The 22,969-nt window shown below is 50.6% G+C and carries 17 protein-coding genes; 12 read left to right on the top strand and 5 right to left on the bottom strand.

Going from position 1 to position 22,969, the window contains the following annotated elements:
* The first annotated feature begins 601 nt into the window (after positions 1-601).
* From dcuB to NNO08_RS21730, 3 genes are all read left to right on the top strand, one after another.
* A complete protein-coding gene (dcuB, locus tag NNO08_RS21720; protein WP_048213861.1) occupies positions 602-1,942 on the top strand; it encodes an anaerobic C4-dicarboxylate transporter DcuB in 1,341 nt (446 codons plus the stop codon).
* A 96-nt stretch (positions 1,943-2,038) separates the two neighbouring features.
* A complete protein-coding gene (gene fumA, locus NNO08_RS21725; protein WP_137382873.1) occupies positions 2,039-3,685 on the top strand; it encodes a class I fumarate hydratase FumA in 1,647 nt (548 codons plus the stop codon).
* Between the two features lie 147 nt (positions 3,686-3,832).
* Positions 3,833-4,465 carry a DUF2238 domain-containing protein gene (locus NNO08_RS21730; protein ID WP_271457511.1) on the top strand — a complete coding sequence of 211 codons (633 nt, stop codon included), beginning with the start codon at positions 3,833-3,835 and terminating at the stop codon, positions 4,463-4,465.
* A gap of 54 nt (positions 4,466-4,519) precedes the next feature.
* Here the strand turns inward: NNO08_RS21730 and NNO08_RS21735 are convergent, their stop codons facing one another.
* Positions 4,520-5,875: an alpha-glucosidase/alpha-galactosidase gene (locus NNO08_RS21735; protein WP_271457512.1), complete on the bottom strand. Its 1,356-nt coding sequence runs from the start codon at positions 5,873-5,875 to the stop codon at positions 4,520-4,522.
* A gap of 269 nt (positions 5,876-6,144) precedes the next feature.
* On the opposite strand from NNO08_RS21735, the gene melR reads away from it, so the two are divergent.
* The 7 genes from melR to pmrB all read left to right on the top strand — a co-directional run bounded on the left by melR (position 6,145) and on the right by pmrB (position 15,703).
* Positions 6,145-7,077, top strand: coding sequence for a transcriptional regulator MelR (gene melR / locus NNO08_RS21740; protein ID WP_271457513.1), 933 nt, complete (start codon positions 6,145-6,147; stop codon positions 7,075-7,077).
* A gap of 275 nt (positions 7,078-7,352) precedes the next feature.
* A complete protein-coding gene (gene adiA, locus NNO08_RS21745) occupies positions 7,353-9,620 on the top strand; it encodes an arginine decarboxylase (RefSeq protein ID WP_271449307.1) in 2,268 nt (755 codons plus the stop codon).
* 315 nt (positions 9,621-9,935) lie between these two features.
* Positions 9,936-10,697 (top strand): AraC family transcriptional regulator, encoded by a 762-nt coding sequence (locus tag NNO08_RS21750; RefSeq protein WP_137382902.1) that lies wholly within the window; start codon positions 9,936-9,938, stop codon positions 10,695-10,697.
* Between the two features lie 127 nt (positions 10,698-10,824).
* Positions 10,825-12,162 carry an arginine/agmatine antiporter gene (gene adiC / locus NNO08_RS21755; protein WP_137382877.1) on the top strand — a complete coding sequence of 446 codons (1,338 nt, stop codon included), beginning with the start codon at positions 10,825-10,827 and terminating at the stop codon, positions 12,160-12,162.
* A gap of 147 nt (positions 12,163-12,309) precedes the next feature.
* Positions 12,310-13,947 (top strand): phosphoethanolamine transferase EptA, encoded by a 1,638-nt coding sequence (gene eptA / locus NNO08_RS21760; RefSeq protein ID WP_271449269.1) that lies wholly within the window; start codon positions 12,310-12,312, stop codon positions 13,945-13,947.
* A gap of 4 nt (positions 13,948-13,951) precedes the next feature.
* A complete protein-coding gene (pmrA, locus tag NNO08_RS21765; RefSeq protein ID WP_048213870.1) occupies positions 13,952-14,620 on the top strand; it encodes a two-component system response regulator PmrA in 669 nt (222 codons plus the stop codon).
* The gene (gene pmrB / locus NNO08_RS21770) at positions 14,621-15,703 is read left to right on the top strand and encodes a two-component system sensor histidine kinase PmrB (protein ID WP_271457514.1); all 1,083 of its coding nucleotides are present in this window, start codon (positions 14,621-14,623) and stop codon (positions 15,701-15,703) included.
* Here the strand turns inward: pmrB and pmrR are convergent.
* The gene (gene pmrR, locus NNO08_RS23255) at positions 15,697-15,786 is read right to left on the bottom strand and encodes an LpxT activity modulator PmrR (protein ID WP_003826741.1); all 90 of its coding nucleotides are present in this window, start codon (positions 15,784-15,786) and stop codon (positions 15,697-15,699) included. The genes pmrB and pmrR overlap by 7 nt on opposite strands.
* A 109-nt stretch (positions 15,787-15,895) precedes the next feature.
* Between pmrR and NNO08_RS21775 the strand changes: the two genes are divergently transcribed.
* On the top strand, positions 15,896-16,411 hold the full coding sequence (locus NNO08_RS21775; protein WP_271457515.1) for a hypothetical protein: 516 nt from the start codon (positions 15,896-15,898) through the stop codon (positions 16,409-16,411).
* On the opposite strand, the gene proP is transcribed toward NNO08_RS21775, so the two are convergent.
* On the bottom strand, positions 16,365-17,867 hold the full coding sequence (gene proP, locus NNO08_RS21780; protein ID WP_271442524.1) for a glycine betaine/L-proline transporter ProP: 1,503 nt from the start codon (positions 17,865-17,867) through the stop codon (positions 16,365-16,367). The genes NNO08_RS21775 and proP overlap by 47 nt on opposite strands.
* Positions 17,868-18,568: 701 nt before the next feature.
* Between proP and kdgT the strand changes: the two genes are divergently transcribed.
* Positions 18,569-19,567, top strand: a complete 999-nt coding sequence (kdgT, locus tag NNO08_RS21785) for a 2-keto-3-deoxygluconate transporter (RefSeq protein ID WP_271442525.1) — start codon at positions 18,569-18,571, stop codon at positions 19,565-19,567.
* A 13-nt stretch (positions 19,568-19,580) separates the two neighbouring features.
* On the opposite strand, the gene NNO08_RS21790 is transcribed toward kdgT, so the two are convergent.
* Both NNO08_RS21790 and crfC read right to left on the bottom strand, forming a co-directional pair.
* Entirely contained in the window at positions 19,581-20,489 is a 909-nt protein-coding gene (locus NNO08_RS21790) for a diguanylate cyclase regulator RdcB family protein (RefSeq protein WP_271457516.1), read from the bottom strand.
* Positions 20,486-22,843, bottom strand: a complete 2,358-nt coding sequence (gene crfC, locus NNO08_RS21795) for a clamp-binding protein CrfC (protein ID WP_271442527.1) — start codon at positions 22,841-22,843, stop codon at positions 20,486-20,488. The genes NNO08_RS21790 and crfC overlap by 4 nt, the downstream gene beginning before the upstream one ends.
* Positions 22,844-22,969: the final 126 nt, after the last annotated feature.

Below are 22,969 nucleotides of genomic sequence, written 5' to 3' on the forward strand. Positions count from 1 at the left end.
GATAAACATCACACTGTTTTTAATTTCAAAATCGCTAACAAAAGTTAATTAAGTATTAACTAACTCACAGAGTGTGTATTTTTACTCCTAAAGGATTAGTCTGAATTTAATCAGACATAAAAATCTAGACTGGTAGCAATGGAGACCATGCTACGTACTATGGACACCGTACATTTTTGTGAGCAAATAAACGTATCCGTACGCCTGATTCATTACTACATGACATGGCGTGACCGCGATCACATAAAAAATACACTCACCTTGTATACCGGTGTTTCACGTAATAGCGGACAACGTAGAACCGACGGTCAGCACCCAGAAAACCGGTGTAAGCCAGCCAAACTACAGCGTCAGCCGCAGCGCTTCATAACCAGCCCGACTTCCCATCGCCTGAGGATTCTTTCCTCCGATCAATGCCATAGAAAAAAGCTAAATACTTCCAAAAATTTATAAAAACATTCTAGCCAGATATTTAAACATTAATCGCAAATACGGACATATCGAATACTGACCATTTTTTGATGCTTATTCCGGCAAAAAAGAATGTGCCACAGATCCATTTTTCAAAAAATTGACTGGGTTTTTCGCGAGGGTAAATAAAATGTTATTTAGTATACAACTTCTCATAATATTAATATGTTTGTTTTATGGTGCCAGAAAGGGCGGTATCGCGCTGGGTTTGTTAGGCGGTATCGGCCTGGTTATTCTGGTTTTCGTGTTCCATCTCCAGCCGGGTAAACCCCCTGTCGATGTAATGCTGGTTATTATTGCCGTGGTGGCCGCATCTGCAACCTTACAAGCCTCTGGCGGTCTTGACGTTATGCTGCAAATTGCTGAAAAGCTGCTGCGTCGTAACCCAAAATACGTTTCTATCGTAGCACCGTTTGTGACCTGTACCCTGACTATCCTGTGCGGTACCGGCCACGTGGTGTACACCATTCTGCCGATCATTTATGACGTCGCCATTAAGAACAATATTCGCCCGGAACGTCCAATGGCGGCGAGTTCTATCGGTGCACAGATGGGGATTATCGCCAGCCCGGTTTCCGTAGCCGTTGTCTCGTTGGTTGCGATGCTGGGTAACGTGACATTTGAAGGCAAGCACCTCGAATTCCTCGACCTGCTCGGCATCACCATTCCATCTACCCTGCTGGGTATCCTGGCTATCGGTATTTTCAGCTGGTTCCGTGGTAAAGATCTGGATAAAGACGAAGAGTTCCAGAAGTTTATTTCCGTACCTGAAAACCATCACTATGTGTATGGCGACACGGCAACGCTGTTAGACAAAAAACTGCCGAAAAGTAACTGGCTTGCCATGTGGATCTTCCTCGCAGCCATCGCCGTTGTTGCCGTGCTCGGTGCCGTATCTGAACTGCGCCCTTCTTTTGGTGGCAAACCGCTGTCAATGGTACTGGTTATCCAGATGTTCATGCTGCTGACTGGCGCATTGATTATTATCTTAACCAAAACTAATCCCGCATCTATCTCAAAAAATGAAGTCTTCCGTTCAGGTATGATCGCGATTGTTGCGGTGTACGGTATTGCCTGGATGGCCGAAACCATGTTCGGTGCGCATATGTCTGAAATTCAGGGCGTACTGGGCGAGATGGTGAAAGAACATCCGTGGGCCTATGCGATCGTCCTGCTGTTAGTCTCCAAGTTTGTAAACTCTCAGGCTGCAGCGCTGGCCGCTATCGTTCCGGTCGCACTGGCTATCGGGGTTGATCCAGCGTACATCGTTGCTTCTGCTCCGGCATGTTACGGTTACTACATTCTGCCGACCTACCCGAGCGATCTGGCTGCTATTCAGTTTGACCGTTCAGGTACCACCCACATTGGCCGTTTCGTTATCAACCACAGCTTCATTCTGCCTGGTTTGATCGGCGTAAGCGTATCCTGTGTCTTTGGTTGGGTCTTCGCCGCAATGTACGGTTTCCTGTAAGCACACTTCGCGTGCCGTCCGCTATGGTGCGGCACGCCACCTTTAAGACGCAGAGAATTTTTAAATTCCTGATAAAAACGAAAAGGCTGGAAGCAAATGTCAAAAGTTGAATTCACTTACCAGGCGGCTTTCCCACTGGGGGAAGACAAAACTGAGTACTACCTGCTGACATCCGATCATGTCAGCGTCGGCGAGTTTGAAGGCGAGTCAATCCTGAAAGTAGCACCTGAAGCACTTACGCTACTGGCCCAGCAAGCCTTCCACGATGCCTCCTTCATGCTTCGCCCTGAACACCAACAGCAAGTCGCCTCCATACTCCATGATCCTGAAGCCAGCGAAAACGATAAATACGTTGCGCTGCAATTCCTGAGAAACTCCGAGATTGCCGCCAAAGGCGTATTGCCAACCTGTCAGGATACCGGCACGGCCATTATCATGGGCAAAAAAGGTCAACGTGTCTGGACCGGCGGCGGTGACGAAGCGGCACTCTCCAGAGGCGTATTTAATACCTATATTGAAGATAACCTGCGCTACTCTCAAAACGCGGCGCTGGATATGTACAAAGAAGTGAATACCGGCACTAACCTGCCTGCGCAAATCGACCTGTACAGCGTGGACGGCGACGAATATAAATTCCTGTGCGTGGCAAAAGGCGGCGGTTCTGCCAACAAAACCTATCTGTATCAGGAAACGAAAGCACTGCTGACTCCCGGCAAGCTGAAAAACTTCCTGGTTGAGAAAATGCGTACGCTGGGGACTGCAGCTTGCCCGCCATACCATATCGCATTTGTGATTGGTGGTACGTCAGCAGAAAGCACCCTCAAAACGGTGAAACTGGCCAGCACACACTACTATGATGCGCTGCCGACTGAAGGTAACGCTCACGGTCAGGCATTCCGCGATCTGCAACTGGAACAAGAGCTGCTGATCGAGGCCCAGAAACTCGGCCTCGGCGCCCAGTTTGGCGGGAAATATTTTGCTCACGACATCCGCGTGATTCGACTGCCTCGCCACGGCGCATCCTGCCCGGTAGGCATGGGCGTTTCCTGCTCCGCAGACCGTAATATTAAGGCCAAGATTAACCGCGAAGGTATCTGGATTGAAAAACTGGAACATAACCCAGGCCAGTACATCCCGGAATCTCTGCGCCAGGCCGGCGAAGGCGAAGTGGTTAAAGTTGACCTTAACCGTCCGATGAAAGAGATCCTTGCCCAGCTTTCTCAGTACCCGGTATCCACCCGTCTGTCGCTGAGCGGCACAATCATTGTGGGTCGCGACATCGCCCACGCGAAGCTGAAAGAACGTATCGAGTCCGGCGAAGGTCTGCCGCAGTACGTGAAAGATCACCCGATCTACTACGCAGGTCCGGCGAAAACGCCTGCGGGTTACCCGTCCGGTTCTTTGGGTCCAACCACTGCGGGTCGTATGGACTCCTATGTTGACCTGCTGCAGTCCCATGGCGGCAGCATGATCATGTTGGCGAAAGGTAACCGCAGCCAGCAAGTGACCGACGCCTGCCATAAACACGGCGGCTTCTACTTAGGTAGCATCGGGGGTCCGGCAGCTGTACTGGCGCAGCAGAGCATTAAGCATCTGGAATGCGTGGAATACCCGGAGCTGGGAATGGAAGCTATCTGGAAAATCGAAGTTGAAGATTTCCCTGCCTTCATCCTGGTCGATGACAAAGGCAACGATTTCTTCCAGCAAATCGTGAGCAAACAATGCGCTAACTGCGCGAAGTAACCTATTCGGCCCGGCACTGGACTGACACCAAATTTTTGGGGCCAGCCCAGTGATCCCCCCGGGCCAACTTTATCCCCCCATTAACTGGCGTTGAATTTTTGCCGTTCACAGTGAATAGTAATATTTTCCATTACTTGTGAATTCACCATGCTCCGCACACTGAATCCTGTAATACTGAACGCTGGCGCTATAGTGCTGACGCTGATCCTTATCTACACTGGCTTCTGCGCCACCGAGAAATTGACCTGGTTGATGGAAGTTACGCCGGTCATTATTGTTGTGCCAGTACTGCTCGCCACCATGAGGCGTTATCCGCTGACCCCCATGCTCTACACGCTCATCTTCTTTCATGCCATCATTTTGATGGTTGGCGGCATGTATACCTACGCCAAAGTCCCCATTGGTTTTGAAGTGCAGGCGTGGTTGGATCTCAGTCGCAACCCCTATGACAAACTGGGTCATTTTTTCCAGGGACTGGTGCCAGCGCTGACGGCAAGAGAGATTTTAGTCCGCGGCAATATTGTCCGCGGCCGCAAGATGTTAGCGTTTTTAGTCTGCTGCGTAGCACTGGCAATCAGCGCCACCTATGAGCTCATTGAATGGTGGGCGGCACTGGCGATGGGACAAGGCGCGGATGACTTCCTGGGTACGCAGGGCGATCCATGGGATACCCAGTCGGATATGTTCTGCGCCCTGCTCGGCGCGCTAACGACGGTGCTTGTACTGGCGCGAGTTCATTGTGCACAGCTGCGCCGCTACGGGCTGGTAAGCGCCAACTAAATATACATACTGCCGGATGTCGATAACGTTCATCCGGCAGACGCGAAATGGACCTTATCGATGCAACCAGGCCGGCAACCACTCGCCGTGTGCGTCAATCAGATCATCCACCAACGCATAAATCTCCTCAATCCCTAATACCGCAGCGGTATGCGGATCTATCATCGCCGCGTGATAAACACGATCGCGATTCTCCGTCAGAATAGCTTCCGTCAGCAGGGTTTGAACATTGATATTCGTTTGCATCATCGCCGCCAGATGAGACGGGAGAGCACCCACTTTTGTCGGCTGAATACCATTGGCATCAACCAAACAAGCCACCTCGACACAACAGCCCTGCGGCAGGTTATCGATCAAGTTGTCGTTACGAACATTGCCATACACCACGCTGGGTTCTCCGGTCCAGATAGCGTTCATGATTATGCTGGCATATTCCCTTGACGGTTTGATATCAATGCGCGCCGTCGTTTTGTACGCTTCCAGCTCTTTATGCCAGTTCGCTAGCTGCTCTACACAGCGCTTCGGATATTCATCCAGCGGAATCTTATAGCGCTCAATCAGATCTTCACGACCCGGTTTGATAAACCACGGCGTGTATTCAGCAAAGTGTTCCGACGACTCGGTGACGAAATACCCCAATTTTTTGAACATTTCATAACGCACAATGTTCTGGCAGCGAGTATTGCCGTGGATATTCGGTTTCGGGACCAGTCCTGTTTCATAAGCTGCCAGCAGTTCCGGATAGAGATCGACATAGGTCCCATCAGCCGTTTTACGCTCCAGTTGCAGATAAAACGCCATATGGTTGATCCCGGCGCTGCGATAGCGCAAAAAGGTAGGGTCGATATCCAAATCACGGGCCAGCTCCTCCGCCGTTCCCTGCACCGAATGACATAACCCAACCTGTTTAATATGCGGATAGCGTGCATACATTGCCCAGGTATTCATCGCCATGGGATTAACATAATTAAGCAGGGTGGCATGCGGGCAGACGTCAGTCATATCCTCACAAATCTGCCATAAATGTGGAATCGTACGCAGTGCGCGCATAATGCCACCAGGCCCCAACGTGTCGGCTATCGTTTGTTCCAGACCGTGGCGCTTACACACGGAAAAATCGGTCACGGTACACGGCTCGTAACCGCCGATCTGGAAAGCGACAATTACAAAATCGGCATCCTGCAATGCCGCTTTTTGATCGGTATAACAAGTGATCTGGCCGCAAGCGCCAGCCGAGTCCATCAGCTTACGCACCACAATATGCGACTCTTCCAGGCGGACGGCATCGATATCCATTAAAGCAATATGCGCGGATTTCAGCGCATCGCGGTGAAAGACATCTCCGAGAATATTCTTCACGAAAATCGTCGATCCCGCGCCGATAAAAGTAATTTTGGGTGCAGACATCATGACTCTCCTGAGCGTGGGGTGATGAACGTCATGGTGGCATGAGGATGCGAGAAAAACGTCCGGCTTCTGCACCGAGTACTCCCAAAAACTCAGTTCGCCTTTTCGCCCGGATGAAAACTGAGTTTCTGGGACAATTTTTACCAAAAAGCAGAGTATCCGGGTTCAAAAAAGCACACTACCCGGTAATGGTGACCTGATTTGCGCGCCGATTCGCAGTCTTATCCGCTGAAAAATGGCATGATTCTGAACAATCAGGAACTGGAGCTACCATGGCCACGCCGACAATCTCAGCGCTTCCCCCCGATCCGCACATGTGCAACAGCGATGAAAAACAAACCCGTAGCCCACTGTCGCTGTACTCGGAATATCAACGTCTCGATATCGAACTACGTGCGCCGCACGCCATGACCACCAGCCACTGGCATGGACAGGTGGAGGTTAACGTACCGTTCGACGGCGATGTGGAATACCTGATCAATAACGAAGTGGTGCAGATAAAACAGGGCCATATCACCCTGTTTTGGGCCTGTACGCCGCACCAGTTAATACGACCAGGTGCCTGCCAGAACATGGCTATCTTTAATTTACCCATGCACCTGTTTCTCTCCTGGCCGCTGGACCGTGAACTGATCAACCACGTCACTCATGGTATGGTCATCAAATCACAAGCCTCTCAGCAACTGAGCACCTTTGAAGTTCAGCGCTGGCAACAGGAGCTGAGCAGCCCGAACGAACAAATTCGCCAGCTTGCCATCGATGAAATTAGCCTGATGCTCAAGCGGTTTAGCCTCTCCGGCTGGCAGCCAATCCTGGTCAATAAAACCGCGGGCATGCACAAAAACAGCGTTTCACGTCACGCGCAGTTTTACGTGAGTCAAATGCTTAGTTTTATTGCCGACAACTACGATCAGGCGCTCACCATCAACGATGTTGCGGATCACGTGAAGCTCAACCCCAATTATGCGATGGGGATTTTCCAGCGCGTGATGCAACTCACCATGAAGCAGTACATTACCGCGATGCGTATCAACCACGTTCGCGCATTACTGAGCGACACCGACAAAACCATTCTGGACGTCGCCCTGACCGCCGGGTTTCGCTCCAGCAGTCGTTTTTACGATACTTTCAGCAAATTTGTCGGCATGTCACCACAGCAGTACCGCAAACTGAGCCAGCAACATCGACAATCGATGGCCGGTTAAGCGCCGGATGGCGCAAACACATGCCCACTGACAGCACTTCCCATCAGGCAATATCAGTATCAGCCAAAAAAATAATTCCCCTGTCGATAAACAGTGCCGAAAAACTGCCTTCGTTCAATACCAATTGATTGTTTATAAAGGAATAAAAACAAAATAAGCTCATTTCTCGACCACTTTACAGCCCAATTCGTCAGGATAATACTTGCCTGCGTCACATTCATACGGTGTGTCTGCAATCCATACATTGCAACCACTCCACTACCGGGTAAAAGATGATGAAAGTATTAATTGTTGAAAGTGAGTTTCTGCATCAGGACACCTGGGTTGGTAGCGCTGTCGAGCGTCTGGCTGATGCCTTAAGTCGCCAAAATGTTACCGTCATTAAGTCCACCTCATTCGACGATGGCTATGCCATCCTCGCGGCAAATGAAGCCATTGATTGCCTGATGTTCAGCTATCAAATGGAACAACAAGATGAACACCTGAATGTCAGGCAATTGATCGGCAAGCTCCACGAACGCCAGCAAAACGTCCCCGTTTTCCTGCTGGGCGATCGGGAAAAAGCCACTGCATCGCTGGATCGCGATCTGCTGGAGCTTGTCGATGAATTCGCCTGGATTCTCGAAGATACCGCTGACTTTATCGCCGGGCGCGCCGTTGCTGCGATGACCCGTTATCGCCAACAACTGTTACCGCCGCTGTTCAGCGCGCTGATGAAATACAGTGACATCCACGAATATTCCTGGGCAGCCCCTGGTCATCAGGGCGGCGTGGGATTTACTAAAACACCGGCCGGTCGTTTCTATCATGACTACTACGGTGAAAACCTATTCCGTAGCGACATGGGTATTGAACGCGCGTCACTGGGTTCGCTGCTTGACCATACTGGCGCGTTTGGTGAAAGCGAAAAATATGCCGCGCGTGTCTTCGGCGCTGACCGTTCATGGTCCGTGGTGGTCGGTACTTCTGGCTCTAACCGCACCATCATGCAGGCATGCATGACTGATAACGATGTGGTAGTGCTGGACCGTAACTGCCATAAATCCATTGAACAAGGGCTCATTCTTACCGGGGCAAAACCGGTGTACATGGTGCCAAGCCGCAACCGCTACGGCATTATCGGGCCTATCTACCCGCAGGAAATGCAACCTGAAACATTGCAGAAAAAAATCAGCGAAAGCCCGCTGACGAAAGACAAAATCGGACAGAAACCGTCATACAGCGTTGTAACCAACTGCACCTATGACGGCGTCTGCTACAACGCAAAAGAGGCGCAGGATCTGTTAGCCCAGACCAGCGATCGCATTCATTTCGATGAAGCCTGGTACGGCTATGCGCGTTTCAACCCGATTTATGCCGATCACTACGCTATGCGTGGTGCACCTGGCGACCATAGCGGCCCAACCGTTTTTGCCACCCACTCGACCCATAAGTTGCTGAATGCGCTCTCTCAGGCATCTTACATTCACGTCCGTGAAGGTCGTGGAGCGGTAAATTTCTCCCGCTTTAACCAGGCGTACATGATGCACGCCACCACGTCTCCGCTGTATGCCATCTGTGCATCAAACGATGTGGCAGTTTCCATGATGGACGGTAACAGTGGCCTGTCGCTCACCCAGGAAGTGATCGATGAAGCCGTCGATTTCCGTCAGGCGATGGCACGGTTGTACAAAGAATTCACGGCTGAGGGCGACTGGTTTTTCAAACCGTGGAACAAAGAGGTGGTTACCGATCCGCAAACCGGAAAAACCTATGACTTTGCGGATGCCCCCACTCAACTCCTGACGACCGATCAGAACTGCTGGGTAATGCGTCCTGGTGAATCCTGGCATGGGTTTAAAGACCTGCCAGATAACTGGAGCATGCTGGACCCCATTAAAGTCAGTATTCTGGCTCCAGGTATGGGTGATGATGGTGAACTGGAACAGACCGGTGTTCCGGCGGCGCTGGTTACCGCCTGGCTTGGCCGCCACGGCATCGTACCGACCCGTACCACCGACTTCCAGATTATGTTCTTGTTCTCTATGGGGATCACCCGTGGTAAATGGGGCACGCTGATTAACACGCTGTGCTCTTTCAAACATCACTACGATGCCAATACCCCGCTCTCACAGGTGATGCCGGAACTGGTAGAGGAACATCCTGACACTTACGCAAACATGGGTATTCACGATTTGGGCGACACCATGTTCGCCTGGCTGAAAGAAAATAACCCAGGTAGCCGACTCAATGCGGCCTACTCCGGCCTGCCTGTTGCTGAAATGACCCCGCGTGAAGCCTATAACGCGATAGTCAGCGATAACGTTGAGATGGTGGCTATTGAAAATCTGCCGGGCCGTATCGCAGCTAACTCCGTCATTCCTTACCCACCAGGAATTCCGATGCTGCTGTCCGGGGAAAACTTTGGCGATGCCAACAGCCCGCAGATTAGTTATCTACGTTCGTTGCAATCCTGGGATCATCATTTCCCTGGCTTTGAACATGAAACCGAAGGAACGGAAATTATTGACGGTGTGTATCACGTCATGTGCGTGAAAGCCTAATGTCGCTTTTTAGATAGTCTATTTTTTATAAGGTTGACGTGTGATGGTTGAGTAATTCCTGAGTATTGCTGCAAAACAATAACATTGTCATACCTTTTGCGCGGGACCACCCCGCGCTTTTTTTATACGCAAATAGTACGTTGCCACTTGCGTAAAAAATTATGTACATGCCAAGAAACCCTACAGATATTGTAATTACTAAAAATCACGCTATTTTATCGCTTGTCTTGATTCATCATACAATTTTTTTTAGCCGCTATTACTCAGCAGGTGTTGAGTTACGGTATTTGATATTCATATTCCGGGAGTTTGGGTATGAGGCTTTGCAGCAAAGAAGCTTGTGTTGTTGTATTAACGGAGAAAGATGTTTGGTTAAGGATTAACGGTAAAGAAGCCATCAGTTTAAAAGCTAACCACATGGCTCTGGTGGCGTGTGATAATAATATTATCGACTTCTCTTCACTTAATAACGCACTGGTCGTACATATCAGTCGCGATGTCATTAAAGACTATCTACGATTTTTAAATAAAGATCTTTCACAGATCCCTCTCTGGCAACGTAGCGCCAACCCAGTGATGACCGCCGTCTGCCTGACGCCGGATGTCTTTCGGGTTGCCGCTCAACACAGCGTAATGGAAACGCAAAACGAAGGCGAAAATGAGCGTACCCGCTCACTCCTGTTCACCGTATTATCGCGTTTTCTCGACAGCAAAAAGTTTATCTCCCTGCTTATGCATATGTTACGCAATCGCATCAGCGACAGCGTTTACCACATCATTGAGAGCGATATTCATAAAGACTGGAATTTAAGCATGGTCGCCAGTTGCTTATGTCTGAGTCCCAGTTTGTTAAAGAAAAAGCTCAAAAATGAAAATACAAGTTACAGTCAAATAATAACCACGTGTCGTATGCGTTATGCCGTCAATCAATTAATGATGGACGGGAAAAACATTTCACAGGTATCTCAGCTGTGCGGATATAACAGTACTTCATACTTTATCTCCGTATTCAAAGAGTTCTATGGAATGACGCCACTGCATTATGTCAGTCAACATCGGGAACCCTCCGCTGCCTGATTTTTGATCATTTAGCGATGAGCCATAATAATATCAGCATTGGCGATACCCCTGTTCCGCCATCATAAAATAGTCTTCTGAAGAGGTATGATGTGACGTCATTTATCCTTATCAGGAGTTAAAAAATATGTCGACGGATGCTGATGCTCACAAAGTGGGCTTAATCCCCGTCACCCTTATGGTGTCGGGGAATATTATGGGTTCCGGTGTATTCCTGCTACCCGCAAACCTGGCGTCAACTGGCGGGATTGCAATCTACGGATGGTTGGTCACTATTATCGGTGCCCTGGCACTGTCGATGGTGTACGCCAAAATGTCGTCCTTAGACTCCAGTCCCGGTGGTTCTTACGCTTATGCACGCCGCTGCTTCGGTCCCTTTTTAGGTTACCAGACTAACGTCCTGTACTGGTTGGCCTGCTGGATTGGTAACATCGCCATGGTCGTTATTGGTGTGGGTTACCTGAGCTATTTCTTCCCCATTTTAAAAGATCCGCTGGTCCTGACGCTCACTTGTGTCGTTGTACTGTGGATCTTCGTCTTGCTGAATATTGTCGGTCCAAAAATGATCACTCGCGTGCAGGCCGTTGCGACGGTACTGGCGCTGGTACCGATCGTCGGGATTGCCGTCTTCGGCTGGTTCTGGTTCCGCGGTGAAACCTATATGGCAGCCTGGAACGTCAGCGGAATGAATACCTTCGGCGCAATCCAAAGCACCTTAAACGTAACCTTATGGTCGTTCATTGGGGTTGAAAGCGCCTCTGTTGCCGCCGGTGTGGTTAAAAACCCGAAACGTAACGTCCCTATTGCCACCATTGGCGGGGTGCTGATTGCCGCCGTCTGCTACGTTCTCTCAACCACGGCGATTATGGGTATGATCCCTAACGCTGCGCTGCGCGTGTCAGCCTCACCGTTTGGTGATGCTGCACGAATGGCACTGGGCGATACCGCTGGGGCCATTGTCTCCTTCTGCGCCGCGGCCGGATGCCTCGGCTCACTGGGTGGTTGGACGTTGCTTGCCGGCCAGACCGCAAAAGCGGCAGCCGATGACGGCTTGTTCCCACCGATCTTTGCCCGCGTGAACAAAGCGGGAACACCGGTTGCCGGATTAATTATCGTCGGGATCCTGATGACCCTCTTCCAGTTCAGCAGTATGTCGCCAAACGCCGCAAAAGAATTTGGTCTGGTCTCTTCCGTCTCAGTCATCTTCACGCTGGTACCGTATCTGTACACCTGTGCCGCTTTGCTGCTGCTGGGCCACGGTCACTTTGGTAAAGCGCGTCCGATGTACTTACTGGTGACCTTCGTGGCATTTGTCTACTGCATCTGGGCAGTGGTGGGTTCTGGTGCCAAAGAAGTGATGTGGTCGTTCGTGATGTTGATGGTCATCACCGCGCTGTATGCGCTCAATTACAACCGGATCCATAAAAACCCGTATCCTCTGGATGCCCCGACCAACAATAATTAATGCCTGTAAGCGTCGTTGCCCGATGACATAAGCGCATCGGGCCTACGCATCACACACCCCACCAGTACCTGCTAACATTAAGAACTTAATGTTGGCTTAATTTTACTTTGAGAGGATCCGCTCCACTTAGTCGATGGAACCCCCTTAATGTTAAAGCTCCTGTTTAAAAGACCGACTCTCGGGCAAATCAGCTGGCTATTGCTGATCTCATTTTATCTTGCGACCTTCCTGAACATCGCGTTCTACAAACAGGTACTGCAAGACCTTCCGCTGGATTCACTGCGCAACATCCTGGTGTTCTTATCGATGCCGGTTGTCGCGTTCAGCGTCATGAATATCGTGCTCACGCTGGCCTCTTTCCTGTGGCTTAACCGCCTGGTCGCGTGCATCTTCATTTTGGTCGGGGCGTCCGCCCAGTATTTCATCATGACCTACGGCATCATCATCGACCGCTCGATGATCGCCAACATGATGGATACCACACCGGCTGAAACCTTCGCCCTCATGACACCGCAAATGCTCCTGACGCTGGGACTGAGCGGCATTCTGGCCGCCATCGTTGCCTGCTGGGTAAGAATCAAACCCATTACGCCTGCGCTGCGCAGCGTGTTGTATCGTGCTGCGAATATCCTGATATCGGCACTGCTTATCGTGCTGGTCGCCGCCTTCTTCTATAAAGATTACGCGTCGCTGTTTCGTAATAACAAAGAGCTGGTTAAGTCCCTCAGCCCGTCCAACAGCATCGTGGCAACGTCATCCTGGTATTCACACCAGAGGCTGGCCAACCTGCCGCTGGTACGTATTGGCGAAGATGCGCATCGCAATCCAGAAATGGTGAAAGGAAAACGTAAGAACCTCACTATTGTGGTGCTCGGTGAAACGTCACGCGGCGACAACTTCTCTCTGTCCGGTTATTCACGTCAGACCAATCCGTTGCTGGAAAAAGATGATGTCGTTTATTTCCCGCGTACAACATCCTGCGGTACAGCGACAGCTGTTTCCGTACCCTGCATGTTCTCCGACATGCCACGAGCGCACTACGATGAAGAGCTGGCCCACCATCAGGAAGGCGTACTCGATATCATCCAGCGGGCGGGAATTAATGTTCTGTGGAATGATAACGACGGCGGCTGTAAAGGTGCCTGTGACCGTGTACCGCATCAGGATATGACTGCACTGAACCTACCAGGACAGTGTATTAACGGTGAATGCTATGATGAAGTTCTGTTCCACGGGCTGGAAGAGTACATTAATAACCTGAAGGGCGACGGCGTGATCGTGCTGCACACCATCGGTAGCCATGGTCCAACCTATTACAACCGTTATCCGCCACAGTTTAAGAAATTTACCCCAACCTGCGATACCAACGAAATTCAAACTTGTTCGCAGCAACAACTGGTGAATACCTACGACAATACCATCCTGTACATTGACTATATTGTTGATAAAGCGATCAATATACTGAAAGCGCATCAGGACAATTTCACCACCAGTCTGGTTTATCTTTCCGATCACGGTGAATCCTTAGGAGAAAACGGCGTCTACTTGCACGGTCTGCCATATTCGATTGCACCTGACACACAAAAACATGTACCGATGCTGTTGTGGCTTTCAGAGGACTATCAGCAACGCTACCAGATTTCTCAAACATGTTTGCAGAAACGGGCCAGCTCAGAAGATTTCTCACAGGATAATCTGTTCTCAACCCTGCTGGGATTAACGGGCGTACAAACCAAGTATTACCAGTCAGCAGATGATATTCTGCACCCATGCAAGGGAGGCTAACCGAATGAAAATTCTGATTGTTGAAGACGATACGCTGTTACTACAGGGGCTGATACTTGCCGCACAAACGGAAGGCTACGCCTGCGATGGCGTGTCAACGGCCCGTGCCGCCGAGCATTGCCTGGAAACGGGGCATTACAGTCTTGTCGTTCTGGATTTAGGTTTACCGGATGAGGATGGCCTGCATTTTCTGACCCGCATCAGGCAGAAAAAATATACTGTTCCGGTGCTGATCCTGACCGCCCGCGACACCGTGAAAGACCGCATCACCGGGCTGGATGTCGGTGCGGATGACTATCTGGTCAAACCGTTCGCGCTGGAAGAACTGCATGCCCGCATTCGGGCGCTGCTACGTCGGCACAACAATCAGGGTGAAAGTGAGATTATCATTGGCAACCTGACATTGAATATCGGCCGCCGCCAGGTGTGGATGGATGGACAAGAAATTGTCTTAACGCCCAAAGAGTACGCGCTATTGTCGCGGCTGATGCTCAAAGCGGGGAGCCCGGTACACCGGGAAATTCTGTATAACGACATCTACAGCTGGGATAACGAGCCGTCGACCAATACGCTGGAAGTCCACATCCACAACCTGCGCGATAAAGTGGGAAAATCACGCATTCGCACGGTTCGAGGTTTTGGCTACATGCTGGCCGCTACTGAGGAAAGCTAAGTGAATTTGATGCGTTTTCTAAAACAACCGCTCCCGCTTCGCCAGCGTTTAATGCTGACGATCGGCCTGATTCTACTGGTCTTCCAGCTGATTAGCACCTTCTGGTTGTGGCACGAAAGCACCGAGCAAATACAGCTGTTCGAACAGGCATTACGCGAAAACCGTAACAACGATCGCCATATCATGCATGAGATCCGGGAGGCTATCGCCAGCCTGATCGTCCCCGGCATTTTTATGGTCAGCCTGACGCTCATTATTTGCTATCAGGCGGTGCGGCGCATTACCCGTCCTCTTGCCGATCTCCAACAGGAGTTAGAAACTCGCACAGCGGATAATCTGGCTCCCATTAATATCCGTAGCTCCACCATTGAGATACAGGCGGTAGTGACGGCGCTCAATCATCTGGTCACGCGGCTAACAACCACTATCGACAACGAGCGTCTGTTTACTGCCGACGTTGCCCATGAGCTACGAACGCCACTATCCGGCGTTCGTCTGCATCTGGAATTGCTCTCAAAAACCCACAATGTTGACGTTACGCCGCTCATCACCCGTCTCGACCAAATGATGGACAGCGTGTCGCAGCTGTTGCAACTCGCCCGTGTGGGTCAGTCGTTTTCGGCCGGAAATTACCAGCATGTTAAGCTGCTGGAGGACGTCATACTGCCCTCCTACGATGAGCTCAGCACCATGCTGGACCAGCGACAACAAACGTTGCTCCTACCGGCAAGTGCAGAGGATGTCATCGTACGCGGTGACGCTACGCTGTTGCGGATGTTGTTGCGAAATCTGGTAGAAAACGCCCACCGTTACAGCCCGGAAGGTACCAACATTACGATTGACCTTAACGCGGAACAAAATGCAATTATGGCCGTCGAGGATGAGGGGCCAGGCATTGATGAAAGTAAATGCGGGGAGTTAAGCAAAGCGTTTGTACGCATGGACAGCCGTTTCGGCGGCATTGGGCTGGGATTGAGTATTGTCAGTCGAATTACCCAACTTCATCGCGGGCAGTTCTTTTTACAAAACCGCCCAGGAGCCAGTGGTACTCGCGCCTGGGTGGTACTGGAGAAAGATCAGTAAGAGCTCACCCACACGTACAAAAAGCTGCTCACAATCAGTACGCTGCATACGGTGGTCAAACTTTCATAAATACGGGTTTTCATGACACTCTCCTCCGATAATCTGGAGGAGAGTTTGCCTTACGGAGATTAAGCCAACCTTAAGGCCGCGCGCCGGATGGCGGCTGACGCCTTATCCGGCCTACAAAGTACAATGCTACCCATAGACCTGATAAACGTAGTGCCGACAGGCAATAACACGAATACTCTGGCTATGCGCCGGATGGCGGCTGACGCCTTATCCGGCCTACAAAGTACAATGCTACCCATAGACCTGATAAACGTAGTGCCGACAGGCAATAACACGAATACTCTGGCTATGCGCCGGATGGCGGCTGACGTCTTATCCGGCCTACAAAGCACAATGCTACCCGTCGGCCTGATAAACGTAGTGCCGACAGGCAATGACTCGAATACTCTGGCTATGCGCCGGATGGCGGCTGACGCCTTATCCGGCCTACAAAGTACAATGCTACCCGTCGGCCTGATGAACGTAGTGCCGACAGGCAATGACTCGAATACTCTGGCTATGCGCCGGATGGCGGCTGACGCCTTATCCGGCCTACAAAGCACAATGCTACCCGTAGGCCTGATAAACGTAGTGCCATCAGGCAATGACATCATTACTCATCAATACGCGGATGCTGCTGGACCAGGCGCGAACGCTTAACCTGTAGCTCAGCAATTTCCTGATCGATGTCTTCGATTTTTTGCTCAATGTTATCGTAGTGCTCACCGAGAATTTCTTTCGCTTCCTGAATATCCGAAGCGGCAGGTGTCGCCCCTTTCAGCGGCTGATTGGCGGTCTCTTTCATGGTCACACCGGTAATTAAACCAATCACCGCAATCACCATCAGATAGTAAGCAGGCATCATCAGATTCTGCGAACTTTCCACCAGCCAGGCGGCCAGCGTCGGCGTCAGACCTGCAACCAGTACCGAGATGTTAAACGCGGCGGCCAGCGCACTGTAACGAATATGCGTCGGGAACATCGCCGGTAACGTTGATGCCATTACCCCGGTGAAGCAGTTGAGGATCACCGCCAGCATCAGCAACCCAGCGAAAATCAGCCCAATGACATTGCTGTTAATCAGAATAAATGCCGGGATTGCCAGCACAAACAGCGCAATACTGCCCATGATCACAAATGGACGACGCCCGAAACGGTCACTCAGCAGGCCCATCACCGGCTGCACAAACAGCATACCAATCATAATGGCGATAATAATCAGCACACCGTGATCTTCAGAGTAGTGCAGGTTATGCGACAGGTAGCTCGGCATATAGGTGAGCAGCATGTAGTAGGTGACGTTGGTCGCAATCACCAGACCGATGCACGCCAGCAGGCTGCGCCAGTGTTTAGTCGCAATTTCTTTAAACGAAATCTTCGGTCCTTCCTGCAGACCCTGACGATCACCCTGCTCCAGCTTGTCGACATGCTGTTGAAATGCAGGCGTTTCTTCCAGAGCATGACGCAGATACAGACCAATCAACCCTAACGGTAGTGCCAGGAAGAACGGAATACGCCAACCCCATTCAAGGAAGTTGTCTTCACCGACGACAGTCGAGATCAAGACGACTACACCGGCACCCAGCACAAACCCGGCAATAGAGCCGAAGTCCAGCCAACTGCCCATAAATCCACGCTTACGATCCGGGGAATACTCTGCGACAAAAATCGACGCGCCGGTATACTCCCCACCGACCGAAAAGCCCTGTGCCATCTTACACAGCAACAGCAGGATCGGTGCCCAGATACCAATAGACGCATACGAAGGGATCAACCCAATACAGAAGGTACTGATCGACATAATCACAATCGTGATAGCCAGGATCTTTTGGCGACCGTATTTATCGCCGAGCATACCGAAGAACAATCCGCCAAGCGGTCGAATCAGAAAGGGAACGGAGAAAGTAGCGAGTGCAGCAACCATCTGCACGCTGGGGTCAGCCCCCGGGAAGAACACTTTACCTAATGCGTAAGCAACAAACCCATAAACACCAAAATCAAACCACTCCATTGCATTACCGAGTGACGCTGCGGTAATGGCTTTTCGCAGTTTTCCGTCATCAATAATGGTGACGTCGCGAAGCGTAATTGGCTTTATTTTTTTCCTTTTTAGCATACCAGTCCTCATAGACTTAGCCCTGTCGCGCTACAGATCGAGTCTCCCAACGCCGTATGCGCTAAGGTCATCGCCGAGCGGGGATTGCACAGGCGCAATCCCTGTAACAAGCGTAGCAGGTTTACTTACACTGACTGATAATGAGCAGTACAACCGAACCTGTTGACGCCTGATTGGGCGGTTAATGACCTCTTTACCCTAACAGTGTTTAAATGTGTGATCAACTTCACACATAGTTTTTCATTTCGTCAACCTGCGTAAATAAGGTCATTCTCAGTCAGCTTTTTTACATGAAATGCTTGCGATTTATAGGCAATTAATTACAAGAATAAATCGCTTGGTTTCATCAACAATCACGGAAGTCACTATTATTCTGCTAGCAAAAAATTCACCTAATCCCTTCACAAAAAGATCACAGCTTTTTTAATAATCATGGCGCTTAAGAGTTTTTGCTCGGAATATGTGATGAAGATAACTAAAACATCGTTTTATTTTGATTGAATCAACGTTCCCATGAATGCAAACTAATTCCAGACGCAATATCCCTGGGAGCAGCAACACGCTCAACGTATGCCGCGTTAGATTTTATAAAACAAAGAGATAGCCGTTTTCTCTGTTAAAACTCACAAGTAACCTTTTGAATTTAAATAATTTTTACTTTCTTGCGCGTTTATAACCTGCGACAAGACATGAGGACGTTTATGAAAATTAAAGCCACGATTGAACGCATCCCCGGCGGAATGATGTTGATTCCTCTGTTATTAGGCGCAGTGTTAAATACGTTAGCTCCGGATACGGGCGCGTATTTCGGTTCATTTACCAAAGGTATGATCAGCGGGACAGTTCCGATTCTGGCAGTGTGGTTTTTTTGTATCGGTGCATCAATTGATTTGCGAGCAACCGGTACGGTATTACGCAAGTCAGGTACATTGGTATTAACCAAAATAGCCGTAGCCTGGGCAGTGGCAATGATTGCCGCTTCATTTATTCCTGATACTGGCATTCAAACCGGGTTCTTTGCAGGTCTTTCCGTACTGGCAATTGTCTCAGCAATGGACATGACCAACGGGGGTTTGTACGCCAGCCTGATGAACCAGTATGGTACGAAAGAAGAGTCTGGCGCATTTGTTTTGATGTCTCTGGAGTCCGGTCCGTTAATGACCATGGTCATTCTGGGTTCTGCCGGCCTGGCCTCCTTTGAGCCACACCATTTCATCGGCGCGGTCCTGCCGTTCCTGATTGGCTTTACACTGGGCAACCTGGATCACGACCTGCGAGCCTTCTTTAGCAAAGCGACACCGGTACTGATTCCATTCTTCGGCTTCGCACTGGGTAACACCATTAACCTGAGCGTCATCGTTGATACCGGCCTGCTGGGTATCCTGCTGGGTGTGGCCGTCATCGTTATCACCGGTATCCCGCTGATTATTGCTGACCGCGTCATTGGTGGCGGGAACGGTACGGCAGGTGTCGCCGCCTCTTCTGCAGCTGGCGCTGCAGTGGCGAACCCAGTCATCATCGCCCAGATTAACCCGGCATTTGAACCGGTTGCCGCTTCGGCAACGGCTCTGGTCGCTGCCAGCGTGATAGTGACTGCGATTCTGGTGCCAATTATCACGGCACTGTACGCCAAACGTTTTAACAAGGAACGTGTTGCCAACAATACGGCAGCCACCCCGGCAGACTCTCTGCACCACTAAGTCGGGCTACACATCATTCGCCGTCCCTGCTCAGTGATTCAGAGAGGGACGGTGCAAAAATCTCCTCAACCATCGCATCAACCAGTCGCTTTGCCGAACACAGTCTCGGCATCCCCAACGCCACATTCTGCCAACGCTGCGTCACCGACCAGCTCACCGGATGGCGCTGTGCATCACACCAGTCACCCAGCCAACTCAGCAGATCGTTATGTTCGCTCGAACCCCCAACTGCAGGTGAACTCAGCCATTGATGGTAATAATGGCGCGTAGTAGGTGCCGCATTCACGCTGTGTGCCAGTGTCTGGGCAGCCATCGTGCGTAAATTGTCTTTTAGCATCGACACAACATCGGCATTCGCCAGCCGACAGGCATCACCAAAGGCACCCCAGCGCAGCTCCTCTAGCGCAACAAAGCAGCGTCCGGGTAATGACCAGCCGTCATACGCCCCAGCCCGCCAGCGAGTAAAAATCTGTTCACTGTGTTCGCCTGCCTGCACGGTCAGCCCACGTTGCGTCAGCGCTTTCTCTTTATATGCACTACGTTGGGCAAACCCGTCAGCCAGTGAAATTAATTGCTGCATCACGCCGGGAGTTGATTGTCCGCGTGGCTGTTCAGTTTGTTGTAAGAGCACCAGTCGCTCGGCAATACGTACCAGCGCCAGGTGGCCAGGATCGATAGTGCCAGCCAGCTTTTCCACCAGCTTAAGGCGCATCACCAGGTGTTCGCTGGATACCCCTGCCATCACCCACGCCCGCAGCTGCGTCTGGGATAACACTTCCTGCGTCAGGCGCGCACGCAACCGCTGCTGCTGCAGAAAACCGCCGGAACGTTTGGTTTCATCTCCCTGAACCAGATCGACCATAAACTTCGGGTAGACGCACTCCAGCGTCCGCCCAGGGCCTTCCAGTAACACGTTAGTCATGTATGCTCGGTTGCAAAAAGGGTGTGGATATCGTCACGCAGCAAGCGGGAATCTTCATAAATCCATGCCGCCGTCGTAATACGATGCTGCAATTGTTCATTCATTGCGTTCACCGCCGATTCATTTTGCTGGCGCAGAGTCAGACTCTCGCGCAGGCTCGCCTGCAATTGTGTCAGACACAGTGAAAAATCAGCAAAAAACGTGGCCATGCCTGCCGTAACGGAAATATCGACCTGAGCAACTAAAGCTTTACGAATTTGTTGGCAAAACTGAGTGACATAATGGACAAGGTTCTTGTGCAACGCGCCCATATCAATGAGATAACGCGTTTTTGTTTCGACGTAATCATTCCATCCCCAGTTTGGTTGATTCAACCAACGTGAGAACGTGTCACGTACAACACCGCCGGTAGACGGGGCATTATCCGCCGGGATATCCTGTTCAATAGCCTCGTTAAACAACTGACGTGTATTGAAATTAAACATCGACGCATGAAAGGCTGGAAAACGGATCCGCGCCCGAAATCCGGCATGGTTCAGATCCTCTTTCACCCGTTGTTCAATAGGCCGCATAGCATCATTCAGCGCCCGGGATAACGTCGATTCGAGCTCCTCAAAACGCAGCGCCAGGTCCCGACTGATACTCTCCTGCGCCGCCAGCAGAACAACCTCACAGGAGGAGCGAATTTTATCTAACACAATTTTCGCTTGCCCCTCGTCATGCAATACCAGCATATCACCGGCCATTTCCGCCGTCGCAATGGCAGCGCCCATGCCATGTTGTGACATCATCAGCACGTTTTCTTTAACAAAGAACGTATTAATACCGCACAGAATCTCGGTCTGCTGCTGATTGAGATAGCCGGCAGCAGCCTCCAGTGCCAGTTCAACCTCGTGACTGACCTCATCACCCACCCGCGCCTGGCTTATCTGCAACTGTTGCATGTCATCTTCAATATGCGCGATGTTCATCCGCAACTGCTCATAGGCTACGGTTAAGCCGTGAGCGCGAAATTCCAGATATTCGTGTGCGCTTTGCGAATAGTTCAATAGCTTGTGTGATGCCGAGCGGAGCGCGTACAGTGAAGCATTAGCATAGGCTGCATGGATCACTTTCTGAATCGGTTGTTCAAACAGTGAGTCTTCCCAAAGCAGATCGGCGGCATGGCGAATATGTTCTTTATCATCAAGATCGGTGGTACGCCAGCGCCTGCCGAGTGCCGCTTCGGCAAAGTCCTGGACCCAGCGCTGCTCCTGATGATCCGGCAAACGCCCATTGTTCACGAGTTCATGACGTGCCCTGTTGGCCAAATATCCCCACATTGAGGAGACCGGATAAATACGTTCAGGCGTAATACCGCCTTTCATCAACGTGCCGGAAATTAACGCCCGCACCTGCTCTTCATCATCGCTGTTACGGTCTTTCTGATCGAATTTGTTAACCAGCGCGTACAGCGGCACTGATTTCCCGACCGCCATAATGGCCTGACGGACTTCCTCATCCGAAATCGACTTCAGTTGGGTATAATCCATCACCGCCAGTACCGCTGATGCCCGGGCCAGCTGTTCATTGAGCATCTGTTGTAAGTGTGGTTGCCCGGCCTCATTCGGCCCGGGAGTATCCAGCAGCGTCAATTGTCCCGGATAACTTGCCAGCCCGGCCAGATGCACGAACTCAACTTCAATAACCGGAATATGCTCAATTGCAGCATAGGCGGCAAACGGAAACTCCACCTCCAGCGCTTTAGACAAACGCACCAGATCGTTCAGGCTCTTGAGAAAATGGAAAATGGGTTGTGCGCCAAGATAATACCGTTCAAATGCCACGCCATTTTCAATATGTTGAAGCAGGGCATTCATATCCTTATCTATTTCCAGCGTCTGAGCCAGACGCTGGCGGTCGCATTCCCGCACGCGCTGCTGTAATACTTTCATTAAGGCGTCAATTGGCGCGACATGCGAAAAATGCAGCACCGGCTCTTTCTGTCCCGGTGTATGGCGGATAAGGGTCGGTAACGCCGTCATCGGGCGATTACGATTAGGTAAAACCTCGGTTCCGACAATCGCGTTAATCGTCGTCGACTTTCCCGCCTTCATCGTACCGACAATAGCCAGAACCATTTCCAGACGGGTAATCTTTCGCAGTTCATTGTTGAGCGTTGCCTGCTGGACATCCATGCCACGAGCGCTGAAATGCAGGGGCTGAACAACCTGTCCGCTATGCTCTCCTTTTTTCAACATGACATCATTCGCCGAGGTCATTGGCAATTTTTGCAATTGCCTGAGATGTTCAAGAGAGAGCATCAGTAAGCGTTCAGCTTCCTGACTTAATTCATAAATTGTCTGTGTGTACATGGAAAATCTTTCCTTAACGCAAATAGCATTACTTTTATTTAGCCAAATCGTTTTATTTATAGATCTTCGGCTTTTATAATTACGTGTGGAAATAATTAAAATTAAAACAACCAGCTGATATTATTA

Source organism: Citrobacter sp. Igbk 17, from assembly GCF_028069775.1.
Classification (GTDB): domain Bacteria; phylum Pseudomonadota; class Gammaproteobacteria; order Enterobacterales; family Enterobacteriaceae; genus Citrobacter.

What these genes read in the sequence shown, in the direction of transcription:
- NNO08_RS21775 (WP_271457515.1), top strand. Translation starts at nt 15,896, where the DNA reads ATGCTACCCATAGACCTGATAAACGTAGTGCCGACAGGCAATAACACG.
- NNO08_RS21735 (WP_271457512.1), bottom strand. Translation starts at nt 5,875, where the DNA reads ATGATGTCTGCACCCAAAATTACTTTTATCGGCGCGGGATCGACGATT.
- crfC (WP_271442527.1), bottom strand. Translation starts at nt 22,843, where the DNA reads ATGTACACACAGACAATTTATGAATTAAGTCAGGAAGCTGAACGCTTA.
- pmrA (WP_048213870.1), top strand. Translation starts at nt 13,952, where the DNA reads ATGAAAATTCTGATTGTTGAAGACGATACGCTGTTACTACAGGGGCTG.
- dcuB (WP_048213861.1), top strand. Translation starts at nt 602, where the DNA reads ATGTTATTTAGTATACAACTTCTCATAATATTAATATGTTTGTTTTAT.
- pmrR (WP_003826741.1), bottom strand. Translation starts at nt 15,786, where the DNA reads ATGAAAACCCGTATTTATGAAAGTTTGACCACCGTATGCAGCGTACTG.
- adiA (WP_271449307.1), top strand. Translation starts at nt 7,353, where the DNA reads ATGAAAGTATTAATTGTTGAAAGTGAGTTTCTGCATCAGGACACCTGG.
- proP (WP_271442524.1), bottom strand. Translation starts at nt 17,867, where the DNA reads ATGCTAAAAAGGAAAAAAATAAAGCCAATTACGCTTCGCGACGTCACC.
- adiC (WP_137382877.1), top strand. Translation starts at nt 10,825, where the DNA reads ATGTCGACGGATGCTGATGCTCACAAAGTGGGCTTAATCCCCGTCACC.
- NNO08_RS21790 (WP_271457516.1), bottom strand. Translation starts at nt 20,489, where the DNA reads ATGACTAACGTGTTACTGGAAGGCCCTGGGCGGACGCTGGAGTGCGTC.
- NNO08_RS21750 (WP_137382902.1), top strand. Translation starts at nt 9,936, where the DNA reads ATGAGGCTTTGCAGCAAAGAAGCTTGTGTTGTTGTATTAACGGAGAAA.
- kdgT (WP_271442525.1), top strand. Translation starts at nt 18,569, where the DNA reads ATGAAAATTAAAGCCACGATTGAACGCATCCCCGGCGGAATGATGTTG.
- melR (WP_271457513.1), top strand. Translation starts at nt 6,145, where the DNA reads ATGGCCACGCCGACAATCTCAGCGCTTCCCCCCGATCCGCACATGTGC.
- fumA (WP_137382873.1), top strand. Translation starts at nt 2,039, where the DNA reads ATGTCAAAAGTTGAATTCACTTACCAGGCGGCTTTCCCACTGGGGGAA.
- NNO08_RS21730 (WP_271457511.1), top strand. Translation starts at nt 3,833, where the DNA reads ATGCTCCGCACACTGAATCCTGTAATACTGAACGCTGGCGCTATAGTG.
- eptA (WP_271449269.1), top strand. Translation starts at nt 12,310, where the DNA reads ATGTTAAAGCTCCTGTTTAAAAGACCGACTCTCGGGCAAATCAGCTGG.